General features: G+C 68.9%; 11 protein-coding genes. 2 read left to right on the forward strand and 9 right to left on the reverse strand.

Annotated elements, in window-relative coordinates:
- Window positions 1–45: 45 nt before the first annotated feature.
- Window positions 46–4,203 (reverse strand): choice-of-anchor G family protein, encoded by a 4,158-nt coding sequence (locus tag BH708_RS10495; protein ID WP_076808519.1) that lies wholly within the window; start codon window positions 4,201–4,203, stop codon window positions 46–48.
- A gap of 834 nt (window positions 4,204–5,037) precedes the next feature.
- On the opposite strand from BH708_RS10495, the gene BH708_RS10505 reads away from it, so the two are divergent.
- Window positions 5,038–6,105 carry a patatin-like phospholipase family protein gene (locus BH708_RS10505; RefSeq protein WP_083713484.1) on the forward strand — a complete coding sequence of 356 codons (1,068 nt, stop codon included), beginning with the start codon at window positions 5,038–5,040 and terminating at the stop codon, window positions 6,103–6,105.
- Here BH708_RS10505 and BH708_RS10510 read toward each other — a convergent pair.
- From BH708_RS10510 to BH708_RS10535, 6 genes are all read right to left on the reverse strand, one after another.
- Window positions 5,994–6,827 carry a PEP/pyruvate-binding domain-containing protein gene (locus BH708_RS10510; RefSeq protein ID WP_076808521.1) on the reverse strand — a complete coding sequence of 278 codons (834 nt, stop codon included), beginning with the start codon at window positions 6,825–6,827 and terminating at the stop codon, window positions 5,994–5,996. The genes BH708_RS10505 and BH708_RS10510 overlap by 112 nt on opposite strands.
- 138 nt (window positions 6,828–6,965) lie before the next feature.
- On the reverse strand, window positions 6,966–8,861 hold the full coding sequence (locus BH708_RS10515) for a hypothetical protein (RefSeq protein ID WP_076808522.1): 1,896 nt from the start codon (window positions 8,859–8,861) through the stop codon (window positions 6,966–6,968).
- Window positions 8,862–9,061: 200 nt separating this feature from the next.
- The gene (locus tag BH708_RS10520) at window positions 9,062–10,567 is read right to left on the reverse strand and encodes a tripartite tricarboxylate transporter permease (RefSeq protein WP_076808523.1); all 1,506 of its coding nucleotides are present in this window, start codon (window positions 10,565–10,567) and stop codon (window positions 9,062–9,064) included.
- 48 nt (window positions 10,568–10,615) lie between these two features.
- Window positions 10,616–11,107, reverse strand: coding sequence for a tripartite tricarboxylate transporter TctB family protein (locus tag BH708_RS10525; RefSeq protein WP_076808524.1), 492 nt, complete (start codon window positions 11,105–11,107; stop codon window positions 10,616–10,618).
- A gap of 37 nt (window positions 11,108–11,144) precedes the next feature.
- Complete coding sequence (locus BH708_RS10530; protein WP_076808525.1) at window positions 11,145–12,128, reverse strand: tripartite tricarboxylate transporter substrate binding protein; 984 nt, start codon at window positions 12,126–12,128, stop codon at window positions 11,145–11,147.
- 54 nt (window positions 12,129–12,182) lie between these two features.
- Window positions 12,183–13,616 carry a sulfatase gene (locus BH708_RS10535; RefSeq protein WP_076808526.1) on the reverse strand — a complete coding sequence of 478 codons (1,434 nt, stop codon included), beginning with the start codon at window positions 13,614–13,616 and terminating at the stop codon, window positions 12,183–12,185.
- Between the two features lie 100 nt (window positions 13,617–13,716).
- Between BH708_RS10535 and BH708_RS10540 the strand changes: the two genes are divergently transcribed.
- Window positions 13,717–14,712 (forward strand): sugar-binding transcriptional regulator, encoded by a 996-nt coding sequence (locus tag BH708_RS10540; protein ID WP_157235865.1) that lies wholly within the window; start codon window positions 13,717–13,719, stop codon window positions 14,710–14,712.
- Here BH708_RS10540 and BH708_RS10545 read toward each other — a convergent pair whose 3' ends face one another.
- Complete coding sequence (locus tag BH708_RS10545) at window positions 14,713–15,489, reverse strand: FadR/GntR family transcriptional regulator (protein WP_076808530.1); 777 nt, start codon at window positions 15,487–15,489, stop codon at window positions 14,713–14,715. It abuts the gene before it with no gap.
- Window positions 15,486–16,214 carry an SDR family oxidoreductase gene (locus BH708_RS10550; protein ID WP_076808532.1) on the reverse strand — a complete coding sequence of 243 codons (729 nt, stop codon included), beginning with the start codon at window positions 16,212–16,214 and terminating at the stop codon, window positions 15,486–15,488. Before BH708_RS10550 ends, BH708_RS10545 begins: the two co-directional genes overlap by 4 nt.
- Window positions 16,215–16,281 lie beyond the last annotated feature (67 nt).

The raw sequence follows: 16,281 nt of genomic DNA on the forward strand, positions 1-16,281 counted from the left end.
ATCGAGGTGTCGGCCCGGCGGCCATCAGAGATGGTTCGCGATCGCTCAGCGAACGGAGCGGCGTGCGACGACCACGCCGGCGCCTCCCGCGAGGAGCAGCAGTGCGGCCAGGCCGATGATCGCAGCGGTACCCGCAGCACCGGTCTGGGCGAGGAAGCCCGAACCGTTGCCATCGCTGCTGTCGGTCCAGCCATTGCCGCCGGTGGCGTCATCGGAGTCGCCCGCACCGGTGTTGTCGGACGTGTTGTCCGCACCGTTGTCGGCGGCGTCCGTGTCGTCGCCGGTGCCGGAGCCGTCACCGGCACCGGATCCGTCGGTCACGGCGAGGTCCGCAGAAGCGGTCTCCCCGGTCTCGGCGGTCGCATCGACCGTGTAGTCACCGGGGGTCGAGCCCTCGGGGACCGTGATGTCGGCGGTGAATGCCCCGTCGTCATCGGTCGTGACGGTCACCGGATCGCCGACGGCGTTGCCCTCGGGATCGGTCAGCTGCACCTCCACCTCGGTGTTCGGCGGGAAGTCCTCGCCGGTCACCGTGGTGGTGTCCCCATCGTCGACGCTGTCCGGATCGACCGTGACGGTCGGGGCCTCGGTCGCGTCGTCGCCGGTGTCGCCACCGGAGCCGTCGGTCACGGTGAGGTCCGCAGAAGCGCTCTCCCCGGTCTCGGCGGTCGCATCGACCGTGTAGTCACCGGCATCGGTGCCCTCGGGAACGGTGATGTCGGTGACGAAGTTGCCCTCGTCATCGGTGGTGACGGTCACCGGATCGCCGACGGGGTTGCCCTCGGGATCGGTCAGCTGCACCTCCACGTCGGTGTTCGGCGGGAAGTCCTCGCCGGTCACCGTGGTGGTGTCGCCGTCCTCGACGCTGTCCGGATCGACCGTGACAGCCGGGTCCTCGGTGGCATCGCCGGTGTTGTCCGAGGTGTTGTCCGCCGTGTTCACCTCGGTGTTCTCGGCCGTGTTCACCTCGGTGTTCACGTCAGCGTTATCGGCCGTGTTCACCTCGGTGTTCGCGTCCGTGTTGTCCGCCGTGTTGTCGGCAGTGTTGTCAGCCGAGCTGTCGTCCTGCGGGACGACTGTGAACAACTCGGAGTCCCCGAGGGACGGGTCCTCGTTGTCGATCACGGTCACGGTGTAGTCGCCCAGATCGAGTTCCGAGGAGTTCACCCGGAAGGTGACTTCACCGTTCTCGTCCACCGCGACCGTCCCGATGCGCTCACCGGGGTCGACGATCGCAGCGAGAGTATTCACGGCCGAAGCGAGCTGCTCCGTGGCCTCGCCGGAACCGAGCACGTCACCGTCGACCGCCTTCAGGTAAGCCTCCGCGGACCCGCTGGGCGTGTAGCCGGTGCCGCTGACCAGAACGTCGTCGACTCCTTGGACAGCACGGTCCGGCGTCAGGTCGATCTCCGCACGAGCGGTGTTATCGGCTGTGTTATCGGCTGTGTTGTCCGAGGTGTTGTCGGTGGTGTTCGCCTCCGTGTTGTCGGCAACATTGTCGGTCGTGTTGACCTCGGTGTTGTCAGCCTCGTTCACCTCAGTATTGTCAGCCGTGTTCACCTCGGTGTTCACGTCCGTGTTGTCACCGGTGTTGTCGGTGGTGTTCACCTCCGTGTTGTCGGCAACATTGTCGGTCGTGTTGACCTCGGTGTTGTCAGCCTCGTTCACCTCAGTATTGTCAGCCGTGTTCACCTCGGTGTTCACGTCCGTGTTGTCACCGGTGTTGTCGGTGGTGTTCACCTCCGTGTTGTCGGCAACATTGTCGGTCGTGTTGACTTCGGTGTTGTCAGCCTCGTTCACCTCAGTATTGTCAGCCGTGTTCACCTCGGTGTTCACGTCCGTGTTGTCACCGGTGTTGTCGGTGGTGTTCACCTCCGTGTTGTCGGCAACATTGTCGGTCGTGTTGACCTCGGTGTTGTCAGCCTCGTTCACCTCAGTGTTGTCAGCCGTGTTCACCTCGGTGTTCACGTCCGTGTTGTCACCGGTGTTGTCGGTGGTGTTCACCTCCGTGTTGTCGGCAACATTGTCGGTCGTGTTGACCTCGGTGTTGTCAGCCGTGTTCACCTCAGTGTTGTCACCGGTGTTGTCGGTGGTGTTCACCTCCGTGTTCACGTCGGTGTTGTCCGCGGTGTTGTCCGCCGTCGGGGCTTCTGTGACGGCGAGCGGCGCGTCGGCCGTCTCACCGCTGGTGGCGGTGCCGGTGACGACGTGGTCACCGGGAGTCGCGCCCTCGGGGACGGTGAGATCGGTCGTGAACGCACCGTTCTCATCGGTGGTCACCGTGACCGGGTCACCCACGGGAGCGCCCTCGGAATCGGTCAGCTGAACCTCGACGTCGGTGTCCGCCGGGTAGTCGCTGCCCGTGACGGTGGTGGTGCCACCGGCGGGGACGGTACCGGGATCGGCCACGAGGGTCGGTGCGGCGTTGGTGACGGCCAGGGGCGCCGTGGCGACCTCTCCGGTGGTCGCCGTGCCGACGACCTCGAAGTCACCTGCGGTGGTGCCCTCGGGGACCACGAGATCCGTCGCGAATGCGCCGTTCTCGTCGGTGGTGACCGTGACCGGGTCACCGACGGGGTTGCCCTCGGTGTCGGTCAGCTGCACCTCGACGTCGGTGTTCGGCGGGTAGTCCGCGCCGGTGACGGTGGTGGTGCCACCGTCCTCGACCGATCCCGGATCGGCTGCGAGCGTGGGCTCGTAGATGACGTCGGCCGCACGCACCGTGGAGGACGCGAGATCGACGTTCACCGCTGCGAGATTGGGCAGCAGCTCGAGGCTGAGCGCGTTGACCGTGAAGGACTCCTCGCCGAGGTAGCCCGGAGCGGGCTGCTCGTTGATCGTCACGGAGACGACCTCGGAGAGCACGCCGTCCAGCACCGGGTCCAGAGTCGCCAGCGTCGGGTCGATGACACCGTTGAGCGTGTCGGTCAGCCCGGTCGTGGCGGTGTCGAACACGCCTCCGACGGCGCCCTCGAGCGGCGTGAGCAGCGCGTCCTGCAGCAACGGCGTGAGCGCGCCCAGCAGCTGGTCGAGCGAGATGCCGGCCAGCTCGCCCTCGATCGTGATCGTCGGTTCGCCCTCGACGGTGCCCGCGAGCTCACCGAGCGTGGTATCCACGACGATGTTCACGCTGGCGAGCGGAGCCCCCAGCAGCGCGGTGATCTCGGCGGGGATCTCGACGGTGACGCCCGTGTTGTTCAGGACGTCGGTCACGGCCTCGCCGGCCTTGGTGGTCACCGTGCCGAGCGCCTCGTTGATCGCGCCGGTGATGAGGCCGATGGTCTCGGCGTCCAGCAGCTCGGTATTGGCGGGCAGCCCGTTGAGGCCGTCGGCCCCGCCCAGCTGCTGGAGATCCACGGCGATGGTGCCGTTGTTCAGATCGATGGAGACGAGCCCGTTGGCATCCTGCAGCGGCTCCTCGAGCAGCGTGGCGCTCGCGTCCTGGAGCGCCGCGTCCAGACCGTCGACACCGATGGTGCCGCCGCCGGCCTGAAGCTGCACGAGGCCCAGGATGTTGGCGTCGATGTCCACGGCGTCGGCGACTTCGCCGAGCGCGCCGTCGGTGGCCAGGGCGCCATTCACCGTGGTGCCGACGTCGGTCAGCGCCGTCTGGAGGTCGGTCGACAGGTCCGAGACCAGCGGGGAGCTGATGACCAGCTGACCGTCCGCGACCACGTACTCCGAGCTGACGTCCCCGGCCGATTCGCTCGCGGTCGAGCCGAGCGCGCCGAGCTCGAGCCGCAGCTCGTCGATGACCTGGTCGGTCAGCCCGTCCACCCCGGCCTGGTCGAGAAGGTTCGTGAGATCGACGCTGGCGGAGCCGTACATGCCGCTGTTGATGCCGTCGATGTCGAGGGCGCCGCCCTCGCCGACCGCGCCTGCGCTGGCCGTGGAGTTCGTGCCATCGGGTGAGGACGCGAAGCTCGAGACCGCCCCGACCTCACCGAGGTGGAGCAGACCGACGTTGTTCTCGTCGCCGATGAGCGGAAGGGTGGTGGTGCCGAGATCCAGGGCCACCGAGTCGTCGATGACGCCCACATCGAGCGGGTTGGTGTTCTCGCCCGGATCACTGGGGAACCCGGACTGGCTGGTCCCGGCGTTGGCGAGATCGAGGCTGAGCACATCGGCGTTGATGACGCGCCCGAGCGCCTCGGACTGGTCGGACTCGGCCGCCAGAGCCGGCGGCGCGGACAGCAGGGCCAAACTCGCCGTGGCAACCGACGCGACGACACCCTTGAGCAAGGGTGATCGCCGCCTGGCCGTGGGCGGTGGTGCGTTCAAACGTTCCACGTTCGCTCCATCTGTAGGGGTGGGGAGGATCGTCGCGGGGCGCACGGGGGGAAGGGCCAACGCGGCGGACGGGTGTCATAGAAGTGACTGCCCAACTCTTTCAGGCAGCACGAAGGAAAGTTGGACTTCCCCTCCAAAAGGGCCTTTCGTTGTCGAACCGTTACGTATCGGACAGCTCGTGACACACGATGGGCCGCGTTGTTTTTATGACCGATTGGTAACATTCTCGCGGCATTCTGGGCGCTCGACCCCCGCCCCGCCGCGACCCTCCGAACATGCAGCACCCCAGGGTTCGGAGGCAGGCGAGGGTGCGACTCCGCTCGACATCACCGCAGGCCACCCGCGCATCACCACGATCCCAGGGCACGTAGCCCATCCGCCACCCGAGCACCCTCGGCGCCTGCACACTCGGCAGGGGCCGAAACACCGCAGAGGGAGCTCCTCGCAATGCCCAACGCTGTCCGCATTCTCCAACAGCTAGCACTTCCGATATGTCCGTTCTATGTGCTTTAATCCGCTTTCGGAGATCTGAGCACGGGAACGGGGACGCCCCCGGCAGCCTGCCTTGAATTCTCCGCGGAAGGGCGTGCCGAGCAGCGCGTCCCGGCCCGGTCCCACACGTCGGCGACGGCCCGCGCGGCGTCGGCGAACAGCGCCGCGGCCAGCGCCGGGATGGCGCCGCCGGAGACGCTGTCGGCGACGACCACCCTCAACGTCCTGTCGCCCCCCGCGATCTAGGCTGATCACATGCTTCCCGCCGACTCCTCCCCCGCGGCCGATTCCCCCGCCTCCGAGACCCCCGGCACCCAGCGCATCGATCTGGTGCTCGAGGGCGGTGGGGTCAAGGGCATCGCCCTGGCCGGGGCCATCGAGGTGCTCGAGGAGCGCGGATACCGGATCAATCGGATCGCCGGCTCGTCCGCCGGGGCGATCGCGGGAGCGCTGAGCACCGCCGGGATCTCCGGGAAGACGATGGTGGAGATCCTGCGGGCCACCGACTACGAGCGCTTCCAGGACGGGCCCTTCTACACCCGGTTCCTGCTCGGCAAGGCGCTGAGCATCCTGCTGCACAACGGCATCTACCGCGGGGACTACCTCACGCAGTGGTTGCAGGAGCAGCTGACCACCTACGGCCATCCCGGCGGCACCGGTACCTTCGCCGACCTGCTGTACCGCGACCCGGATCCGGAGCTGGACCTGCAGGACGGCACGCAGTACCGGCTCGTGCTGACCGCTTCCGACCTCTCTGCCGGGCGGTTGCGGTTCCTGCCGGAGGACGCCTCTGAATACGGCACCGCCCCGGCGCAGCTGCGGGTGCTCGACGCGGTGCGGGCCTCGGTCTCGATCCCGGTCTTCTTCCGTCCCGTGAGGTGGAGGACGGAGAAGGGAAGGCCGGCGTGGCTGGTCGACGGCGGGCTGCTGTCGAACTTCCCCGTCTCGGTGTTCGACCGCCCCGAGGGGCAGGTGCCGCGCTGGCCCACCGTCGGCATCAAGCTCTCCTCGCGCCCGGAGAAGAACCTCGGCGTGGTCAACACGATCACCGGCCCGCTGTCCTTCGCCAAGGCGGTGGTGGACACTGTCACCGGGTTCTACGACCGGATGCACATCGAGTCCTCGCATGCCCGGGCGCGGACGATCTTCGTCGACACGGAGGCGGTCCGCCCGACGGAGTTCGACCTCTCCGACGCGGACCAGGAGATGCTCTACCGCAAGGGCCGCGAGGCCGCGACCGAGTTCCTCGACGGCGACGGGGATCGCCCGGGATGGGACTTCCAGCGGTACATCGCGGAGCACCGTTCGGCGTCACGGACCTGACCTCTCCGCGGACGCGCCGGAGCGACGCACGACCGCCGGGACGGTGGGAGGTCACTCCTGGTCGAGCTCGACCGTCCCGGTGGAACCGTCGATCGTGACGATCTGCCTGGTGCGCAAGCGCTCGGTGGCGCCGCGTCGGTCAGCACGTAGTGGTCGCCCTCGACGGAGCCGTCGACGATGCCGTCCCCCAGTCCCGCGGTGGCGTCGATGACGATCTCGCCGCGGGTGCCTGTGACCGGGTTCGCGGTGAACATCACCCCGGCGGCGCGCGGCGCGATCACCCGCTGGACCACCACCGCCATCTGCGTCTCGCCCTCCCAATCCAGGTCGGCGCGATAGGCGGTGGCCCGGTCGCTGTGCAGGGAGGTCCAGCACCGTTCGATCGCCTCGAGAAGGGCTTCCTCTCCCTCGACGTCGAGGAAGGTGTCCTGCAGGCCGGCGAAGCTCGCCTCGGGACGGTCCTCCGCCGTGGCGCTGGAGCGCACCGCGACCGGTCCCTCGCCGAGCTCCCGGTAGGCCGCCAGCACCTCCTCGCGCGGCACGCGCCCGGAGCGATGGGCACGCGTGGTCACGCAGAAGCCGGGCGGGACCCGCTCCCCCGCGGCCATCATGCGTGCGAGCCCGAGGGCCTTCCCGCCGACGAGGTCCAGCATCTGCGCGTCGATCCGATCCAGGGGGATCACGGTCGCTGCGGTCCCGTTCCGCGGTGCGGTGCTGCTCACGTCACTCTGCCTCCCGATCGCGTGCGGGGATCCTCCCATACCGTCGCGGGCGTGTCGGGAGCGATGCCGGGCCCGAACAGGATCGCCCCGCGTGACGTTCTGTACAGCCCCCGGACGACCGATCCGGGCGGACCCGCGTCAGGCGGTCGTTTCCTCGGCGCGGTGGTCGGTGACCGTCACGTCGATTCCGTAGAGCGTGCGCACCGCGCGCAGCTGGGCGTCCGCGACGTCAGGGTCCTCGATCACCACGCGGATCGCGTCGACCCGTGCGGTCAGCGCGGCGCGGCGGGCGAGCAGATCCACGTCCCGCCAGCCATCCAGGGCGGCCATCACGAAGCGGGCCCGCACCCCCTCCCCCGACACCGCGGGCTCCTGCGGGAGTCGGTCCGACGGGACGACGACGAGCTCGGCCGTCGCGGCCTGCGAGTCGATCATGGCCGAGACATACCGAACCTGCGTGGAGGGACGATTGCTCGCCCCGAGCACCGCATACGCGCGCGGCGCCGTGGCATGGCAGGTCAGCTCCTGCGGCATCGGGATCGGCTCCGCCGCGGCCGGCGCCGGCGCGCCGACTCCCGTCGTCACCTCGGGCACCGGGCCGGACCAGGTCCGGGCGGTCCCGTCGAAGGCCACCACGCGGGTCAGGGCATCGACCGGATGCAGCGCGGGGTCCAGCCGCTGCTTCACCGTCGTCGTGCGCACCGCGGGGTCCTCCTCGCTCGTGGTCAGCAGCTGCCGGAACCGGGTGGCCCCGAGAGTGCCCTCGAGGTAGACGTTCGCGGCGTCCTTGAGCTCCGCGACGCCCTCGAGGTGGGCTGTGAACTCCACGCCGTCCTCGTGCACGGCGGCCTCGAGCGCGCGGCACGTCAGCGGCTGCGGGGCCTCGTCCTCGTCGGCCCCGGCGGCGAAGGCGCGCAGCAGCGTGAGCACGGTGGGCAGGGACTTCTTGGCGACCTTCGCGTGCGGGGCGTCGATGCGGTGCTTGGTCAGGCCCGGCGCGTCGCAGGCGTACTCGACCAGCGAATAGTTCGAGCCCTGGTCGGCGTCGGAGTAGAACCAGTCGATCCGTCGGCCCTCGGCGAGGTAGCGCCGCAGCAGCGCGGAGGGCTGCTCGATGTCCCACACCCGGCGGTCGCGGTACAGGCCGTCGCGCAGCACGGGCTTGGAGAAGTAGTAGGGCAGGTTCATCTGCGGTACCACCAGCACCTGACGTGCGCCGGGCAGGTCCCGGGCGATCATCGCCGCGATCGAGGCGCCCTTGGATGCCCCGAACAGCAGCACGTCCTGCGGGTCGAGTCCGTGCGTGCGGAGCAGGTCGGTGATCGCGGCCGTGACCCGGTCGTGCAGGGGCCGGCCGGCGTTGTCGAAGAGCATGTAGGTCCCGTCCACGCCGTAGCGGTCCTGGAAGCAGACCATGAGGGTGTCGGCGAGGTCCGCGGCGGAGAGGGCCTTGAGGTAGCTGACCGCGTAGGAGACCCGTGAGGTGGCCGGCGGGAACCCGGGGAAGGTGATCAGGATCCGCGAGGGGTCGACGGTGTTGCCGCGCAGCGAGTACCGCACGTCGCCGTGCTGCTCGACCTGGTACCGCTGGTCGTAGCTGTCCTGCTCCTCGGTGGTGAACGCTCCGCGGCCGACGTGGATCCGGTGCTTCACCGGTAGGTCCACGGTGAAGTCCGACGGGTCGTCCGAGGTGACGATGATGTTGCTGTACTCCAGGTGCTGTCCTGCCGGCGGCGCCGAGATCTTGTCGCCGTAGACGACGCGGTCACCCTGGAACAGCCGGAACACCTGTCCGTCGAACTTTCGCCCGTTCGTGATGGTCAGGCGCAGGTAGAACATGCCTCGAGGCAGGGGCTCGGAGGCCAGGCGGCGCAGCAGCGGCCCGTGCCCGCGGTCCTCCAGCGCCGTGCGCACCCGGTCCGCGCGGCGGTCGTGGGCGAGGGCCCGGGCGAGCGCGCGGGAAGGCGGGCTGTACAGGGCGTCCCGGGCGGCGGTGCGGGCGCGGGCGCGCAGGGCGGCGGCACGAGGTGGCATGCAGATCGGTCCTCTCGACGACCGATGCATCATAACGATCCGGCGACGGCGAGGCCGTCGAGCGGACTCAGGACGGGGGCCGCACCTTCGTGGCACGGAACCCTCGGCGACGACCCATCCGGACAAGGTCTCTCACCACGGCACGTTCCCTCGGGCGCGGGATCGCTGGAGCGGACCGAGCACACGGCTCGAGAGGTCGATCAGTGCCGTGCACTCGTCGCCTTCTCCGGCTCGGAGGCCGCCGCACGACGCCGGCCGACCCAGCCGGACACGGCCCACAGCAAAGCCCCGCCGACCAGAACGGCGAAGATCGGACTGCTGGCGAAGACCCCGAACGAGCCGTCGGACTGGAGGAGGCTCCTGCGCACATTGGCTTCGAGCAGAGGCCCGAGCACGAAGGCGAGCGCCAGCGGTGCGACCTCGAAGCCGAACTTCTTCATCACGTAGCCCAGGATGCCGAAGACGAGAGCGACCCAGATGTCGAACACCGAGTAGTTCACGCTGTACACCCCGACGACCGTCACGAGCAGAGTGAGGGGACCGAGGAATCGCATCGGCGCGCTCAGCAACCGGGTGAAGAGATGGATCAGAGGAATGTTCAGCACCAGGAGCATGAGGTTGCCGATGAACATCGAGACGATCACCCCCCAGAAGACCTCCGGATGGGTCTGGATGAGCTGAGGCCCCGGAGTGATCCCCTGGATCATGAGCGCGCCGAAGATGACCGCCATCGTCGTGTTGGCCGGGATGCCGAGGCTGAGCAGCGGGATGAAGGACGCGTTCGCCGCCGCGTTGTTCGCGGTCTCCGGCCCCGCGACGCCCTCGATCACGCCGGTCCCGAACTTCTCCGGGTGCTTCGAGACGCGCTTCTCGACGCCGTAGGACGCCATCGACGCGATCGTCGCGCCGCCACCCGGAAGGATGCCGAGGAGGAACCCGAGGACCGAGCCCCGCGCGAACGGGCCCGTGGAGGTCCTCATCTCCCGTCGGTTCGGGAGCACGCGCCCATATCCCAGCGACTGCGGCGGATGGCGCTTCGACTCCTCGATCGTATGCAGCAGCTCGCCGATCCCGAACAGGCCCATGGCGACCGCCGTGAACTCGATCCCGCCCGCGAGCGCGGGAACCCCCAGCGTGAATCGGCTCGTCCCGTCGATCGGGTCGGTCCCCACGGTGGCCAGCAGGAGCCCGACGCAGGCCACGACGACCCCGCGAAGCATCCCGCCGTTCGCCAGGTAGGCGACCAGGACGATCCCGACCAGGGCGAGGAGCGCGTACTCCGCCGGACCGAACCCGAGAGCCAGCCGCGCGATCGGTGCGGCGAGGAAGAGCAGTCCCGCGATCGCGACCGTCCCGCCGACGAAGGACCCGATGGCCGAGACCCCGAGGGCCACGCCTCCCTGGCCCTTTCGCGCCATCTGGTAGCCGTCGAAAGTGGTGACGATGGTCGTCGCCTCGCCGGGGATCTTCAACAGCACCGACGTGATCGTTCCACCGTACGCAGAACCGTAGAAGATCCCGGCGAGCATGATGATCGCTGATTCCGGCGGCATCGCGAAGGTGATGGGCAGCAGCAGGGCGATCGTCCCGGCCGACCCGAGCCCGGGCAGCACGCCGATCAGATTCCCGACCAGCACCCCTACGAAGACGATCAGCAGGTTCTGGAACGTGAAGGCCGTCGACAGCCCCAGCAGGAACTCTTCCATCAGTGTGACCTCGAATTCTTGATGTTCATGACGGGACTCGGGTGGTCCTCACAGCGGGGTCGAGACGCCGAGGACGACGAAGAACAGCACCCACGCGGCCGCGGTGGCGAGCACGCACGTCACGGCGATCGGCACAGGTCTCCGGGCACCGGCGGCGAACTGACAGCCGGCCATCAGCACGAGAGCGGCCGGGACGAAGTGCACGTGCTGGAAGAGCAGGATGAACGCAATGATCGAGGCGACCGCGATCACCGCATCGACCTGTTCGCGGCCGAAGGCGCCCTCCTTCCCGTCCCGGTTGACGACGAGGAACACCGCGGCGCCGAGGGTGAGCGCGCCTCCCAGCGCCACCGGCCACAGGCCGGCTCCCGGCCGGTCGAGGGAGCCGACGTCGAAAGTGATCGCCCAGACGATCGCGCCGATCCCGACGAGGGCCAGCACACCGGCGCCCAGAGGTTTGAGCGCCCTCTGCCTCACTGTCGGGGGCACCTCGGCCGACGTCGGCCCGAGCGGCTCCTGCGGAGGATGTTCCATATCCATGAGGTGCCCTCCTGGCACAGCAGTCTCCGGGGTCCGCTCACCCATCGATGATCCCGAGCTCGGCGAAGGTCGTAGCATTCTTCTCGTACTCGGCCTCGAGCTTCCCGACCAGCTCATCGGCGGGGACCTCGGACGGCTCCGAGTACAGGGTCGAGAGGGTGGAGACGACGGAATCCGAGGCCCGAGCCTCCTCAAAGGAATCCTGCAGTTCGGCTGCCGCGTCGTCAGGGATCTCGGCATTCGCGTAGATCGCCTTCCACACGGAGCGTTCGACGTCGACGTCCTGCTCCGCAGCGGTCGGGACCTCGGGCAGCGACTCCAGCCGCTCCGGGCCGAAGACGGCGAGCGCCCTGAGGTCACCGGACTCGAGGTACTGCATCGCCTCGCCCGGGTGGACCGCGACGGCATCCACCTGGTCGCCGAGAAGCGCGGTGATCGCAGGGGCGGAACCGTCGAACGGAATCCCTTCCGCCTCCTGATGCAGATCGGCGAAGGTCTGCGCCATCGCGAGCTGCGTGTAGCTGCCCGTCCCCGAGTTGGCGTACGTGAACCGATGATCTGCCGCTTCGCGCAGATCGTCGACGCTCTGCCACGAGCTCTCGGCATTGACCACCAGGAGGATCGGTTCCTCGTTCACCGCAGCAATACCCCGGAAGTCGGCAGGCTCGAACTGGACGTCCTGGAAGTACGGCATGGATGCGAACGGGCCGTTGGGAAGGTAGATCACCTGGCAGGGGTCGGGCCGCTGCGTGGCCAGCTCGGTCGCCGCGACCGTGCCGTTCGCACCGGTGGGGTTCGTGACCTCGACGCGGGTGCCCTCGTTCTTGCTCACGGCATCGGCGAGAGCCCGACCGACGGTGTCCGAGCTCCCTCCGGGTGCATACGGCACGACCAGCGAGATCGTGTCGCAGGCAGCGCCCTCCTGGCTGCCGGCGCCACCGGCCTCGCAGCCGGAGACGGCTCCTGCGGCCATCACGGCGGCGGCCAGAAAGGCCAAGCTTCGAGATGAGTTGATGCGCATGTCGCTACTCCTATGTCGCTGAGGTGTCGTCCGTGCAGGCAGGGTCCGACCGTGTCACCGGAAGGAGGCTGACCAGTCGGCCGTGTGGAGTTCGCTCTGCGCCCTCCATCGGGAGATCGCCCTGGACAGGTGTTCCCGCCGGCCACGGGACGACGGATCGTCCCAGAGGTTGTCCAACTCGTTCGGGTCCGCTCGAAGGTCGAAGAGCTGGCCGTCCTCGTGGTCGATGAATTCGACGAGCTTGAAGCGCTCGTCGCGCACCATCGTCATGAGCTCGGTCTTCTGCAGGACCATGTCCCGCGCGTGCTCGGAGAAGACGAACTCCCGACCCGCGTACTCCTCGCCGCGCAGCGCGGGCACGAGCGACCTCGCCTCCATCCACGCCGGCGGGGTGATCCCGGCGAGTTCGAGGATCGTCGGACCCAGGTCGAACAGGGAGGTGAGTCCGTCGAGTTGACGGTCGGCCGCCACTCCTGGGCCGGCGATCACGGCGGGCACGCGCGCACTCGGTTCGTACATCGACCACTTCTGGATGTGCCCGTGGTCATTGAGGCAGTCCCCGTGATCGGAGGTGAAGATGATGACGGTCTCCTCGAGCACCCCCCGCCGCTCGAGCGCGTCGACAATGCCGCCGATCTGCTCGTCGATCATCGTCACGTTGGCCATGTAGTGGCGACGCTGGCGGGAGACCTGCTCGGCGGTGGGATGCTCGAGGTGCACGATGCCGTCGTGGTCGACCTCGAGATTGTCCCGGATCAGGTCCTTGACGGCGAAGGGCTGGCTCGCCCGGTCCTCCGCCGAGTCGTACGGGACCGGCATCGTCGTATCGTCGTACTGCGCAAGAGCCGACGAAGTCGGGTCGTACGGCGGATGCGGGCCGGGGAAGCCGACCTGCAGGAAGAACGGCTCCTCACCCGGGTACACATCGAGCCAGTGTGTGGCCAGGCCTCCGACGAAGTTGTCCACGTGGAGATCATCGGGGGCATCCCATTCGAAGGCACCGAGCCGCTCGCCGTAGTCCTCCATGGCGCGGTACTTCGTGGCTCTGTCGGGCTTGACGAGGCCCCGAGCGCGGAAGGCTTTGTCCCACTCATCGAGGAAGAAGGGCAGAGTCGGGTTCGACCGGTCCTTGTTCTCCACCACATGGCGTTCATGAAAGCCGACGCTCGTGGTGTACGGGTAGGTGTGCATCTTGCCGACGTTCACGCAGCGGTACCCGGTGTCGGCGAGCTTCTCGACCCACGAATGGCTCCACGGATCGTTGTTCTTCAGCACCCCGGTGGTGTGCGGGTACATGCCCGTGAAGAGGCTCGCCCGGGACGGGGCGCACGAGGGGGACGTGACGTACGTGCGGGTGAACGCCGTCCCCGCATGGACCAACCGGTCGAGATTCGGGGTGATCGCATGCTCGTGGCCGAGAGCGGCGATCGTGTCGAAGCGCTGCTGGTCGGTGATGATGAAGACGATGTTCGGACGTACTTCGGACATGGTGCCTCTCTGAACCCTGGACTGTGATGCACATTTGAGCATTAGCCATACCGCTCGAATGTTCATGTGAGTGTAGGACGTCACATCTTGTCGCGCAAGAGTGAGCTTCTGGAACGCTCAGATGTGCAATAGTGACGGTGTGGTGGACGCGAGACGACGAACTGAGGCGATCGACAGGCCCCTCGTCCTCGAGGTGGCCCGGGCTTACTATCTGCACGACCGCTCGAAGGTCGACATAGCGCGGGAGACCGGCCTGAGCAGATGGCAGGTGGCACGCGTGCTCACCGAAGCGCGTGAGTCAGGCATCGTGACCATTCGCGTCGAGGACACGGAGCCCACCGGCCGCGGCCTCGCCACGCGGGTCGAGGAGACCCTCGACCTGCGCCGGGCGATAGTGATCCCCCGAGGCCGGGGAGTCCCTCCGTTCCCGGGGATCGATGCCGTGGCGCAAGGGCTGGCCGACTACCTCTCCGAGACCGTCCGACCCGGTCAGGCACTGGGGATCGTCTGGTCCCGCATCGTCGAGACGCTGCCCGAGAAGCTCCAGCAGCTGGCGCCCTGCGACGTCGTGCAGCTGGCCGGGGCCCTGACGTTCCCGGGGGACCGCGTCGGTTCGGTCGAGGTGATCCGGCAGGTCGCGCGAATCGCCGAGGGGACCGCACACCCGATCTACGCCCCGCTGGTGGCCCCCTCGGGAGATATCGCCACCGCCCTCCTGCGGGCGCCCGAGATCGCAGGGGTGATGGCGCGCGCGGACCGCGTGGACCACGCTGTGGTGGGCATCGGCACCTGGACCCGCGAGGGATCCTCGATCCTTCCGCTGCTGCCCAGGGACCTCGTGACGAGCACGGCGGAGGCTGGGGCGAGCGCGGTCATCTCCGGACGGGTCATCGACGCTTCCGGCGATCCGATCGACGTGGGGGTCGGAGAGCTGATCGTAGGCCTCACCCTCGACCAACTCCGCGCGATCCCCAACGTGATCGGGGCCTGCGCCGGGGCTCATCGCGCCGACGCCGTGCGAGCGGCGGTCCGAGGAGGCCTCATCGACGTCCTCATCGTTGACGAGCCCCTCGCGGAAGCCCTGCTCGATTCCTGATCAGGACGGCGCCGGCGTGGTCCGCTCGACGATCTCGCGCATCACCGACGCCGCGGTGCCGGCATCTCCTGCGAGGATGGCCTCGGCCACGCGCACGTGGAGGGTCAGATCGTAGGGATGGGGCAGGAGGTCGACCCGCTCCCGCTGCGCTCGCTCCCGCAGACCCTCGTCGATGACGGCGCGGAGCCTGGCGAACATGGTGTTGGCGGACAGGTCGAGCACGGCGGCGTGCAGAGCCCGGTCCGCCTGGAGATAGGCGGCGGTCTCGGGCTCGTCGGCGGCGCTGCGCAGCGCCGCGACCGCGACGGACAGCGACCGCGTCGACACCTCGCCGCCCAGGCCATGCTCCTCGCCTTCCCGGTCGTCCTCTGGGTCGCGCGGGGCGTCCACCGCGTCCCGCCGGACGTTCTCTGCCGCGGCGGCAGCGGCGGCCGGCTCGATCGCGTGGCGCAGGGCCCGCAGCTCGTCGATCTGGGTCCGGGCGCCCGGGCCGCCCAGGCGCCACCGGATGACCAGGGGGTCCAGCACGTCCCAGTGCTCGGGCGCGAGGACCCGCAGGCCCACGCGCCGCCCGGCGCTGAGCATGCCCAGGGCTCCGAGCACCCGGCTCGCCTCGCGCACCACGCTGCGGGAGGCGCCGGTGCGCTCGACGAGCCCCTCGATGGTGTCGGTGTGGTCCGTGGGCAGCTCGCCGTCGACGATCGCTCGTCCCAGGTGGTCGAGGGCGCGGGAGAAGGCGCTCGTCCCCGCGCCGGTGCCCGGGAGCGCTGCGGTCATGCCTGGGAGACGGGCGAGATCACGAGCTCGTCGACCCGGACGTGCGCCGGGGACATGATCACGAAGCCCACGGCGCGTCCGATGTCCTCGGGGCTGAGCATGACCTCGCGGGCGGCGGCGTCGGGCACCTGGGGCCGCTGCTCGAGGAAGTCCGTGGCGACATCACCGGGGCACAGGTGGCAGGCGCGCACGCCGTGCCGCGCCTCCTGCTGGTTCAGAGTGCGCACGAGGGAGGAGACGGCGGTCTTGCTCGCCGAGTAGGCGACGCCGGCGCCCGGCTGGAAGCTCCATCCGGCGTAGGAGGAGATGGCCACGACCGTCCCGCCGCCATCCCTCAGGTGGGGCAGAGCGGCGTCGACGGTGGTCGCGACCGCCGTGAGGTTCGTGCTGACGATGCTGTCGAACTCGTCGAGCTCCTGGTCGTCCCACCGCCGCTGGGGGGCGTTCTGCCCGGCGGCGAGCACGAGACCGTCCAGGCTTCCGAAGGTCGCCACGACGTCCCGGACCGCGTCGGCCACCGCGCGGCGGTTGCGCACGTCCAGCGGCACGGCGATCGCCTCGCCGCCCTCGGCGGCGATCTCGGCGACGACGGCTTCGAGCGCGTCGCGCCGGCGCCCGCTGACGGCGACGGACCAGCCGAGTCCGGCTGCGACGAGAGCCACGGCGCGCCCCATGCCGGTGCCGCCTCCGGTGATCCACAGCGTGCGCTTCGTCGTACCCGTCATGAGGTCTCCTTCGTCGTCCGGTCACCGCGTTCGCGGCGCGGCCGGCGGCACTCTTCTCCGCGAGCCC

The sequence above is a fragment of the Brachybacterium sp. P6-10-X1 genome (genome assembly GCF_001969445.1).
Taxonomy (GTDB): Bacteria; Actinomycetota; Actinomycetes; order Actinomycetales; family Dermabacteraceae; genus Brachybacterium.

Coding starts and splice junctions, on each gene's coding strand:
- BH708_RS10550 (WP_076808532.1), bottom strand. CDS start 16,214: ATGACGGGTACGACGAAGCGCACGCTGTGGATCACCGGAGGCGGCACC.
- BH708_RS10520 (WP_076808523.1), bottom strand. CDS start 10,567: ATGGAAGAGTTCCTGCTGGGGCTGTCGACGGCCTTCACGTTCCAGAAC.
- BH708_RS10525 (WP_076808524.1), bottom strand. CDS start 11,107: ATGGATATGGAACATCCTCCGCAGGAGCCGCTCGGGCCGACGTCGGCC.
- BH708_RS10515 (WP_076808522.1), bottom strand. CDS start 8,861: ATGCCACCTCGTGCCGCCGCCCTGCGCGCCCGCGCCCGCACCGCCGCC.
- BH708_RS10535 (WP_076808526.1), bottom strand. CDS start 13,616: ATGTCCGAAGTACGTCCGAACATCGTCTTCATCATCACCGACCAGCAG.
- BH708_RS10545 (WP_076808530.1), bottom strand. CDS start 15,489: ATGACCGCAGCGCTCCCGGGCACCGGCGCGGGGACGAGCGCCTTCTCC.
- BH708_RS10505 (WP_083713484.1), top strand. CDS start 5,038: ATGCTTCCCGCCGACTCCTCCCCCGCGGCCGATTCCCCCGCCTCCGAG.
- BH708_RS10530 (WP_076808525.1), bottom strand. CDS start 12,128: ATGCGCATCAACTCATCTCGAAGCTTGGCCTTTCTGGCCGCCGCCGTG.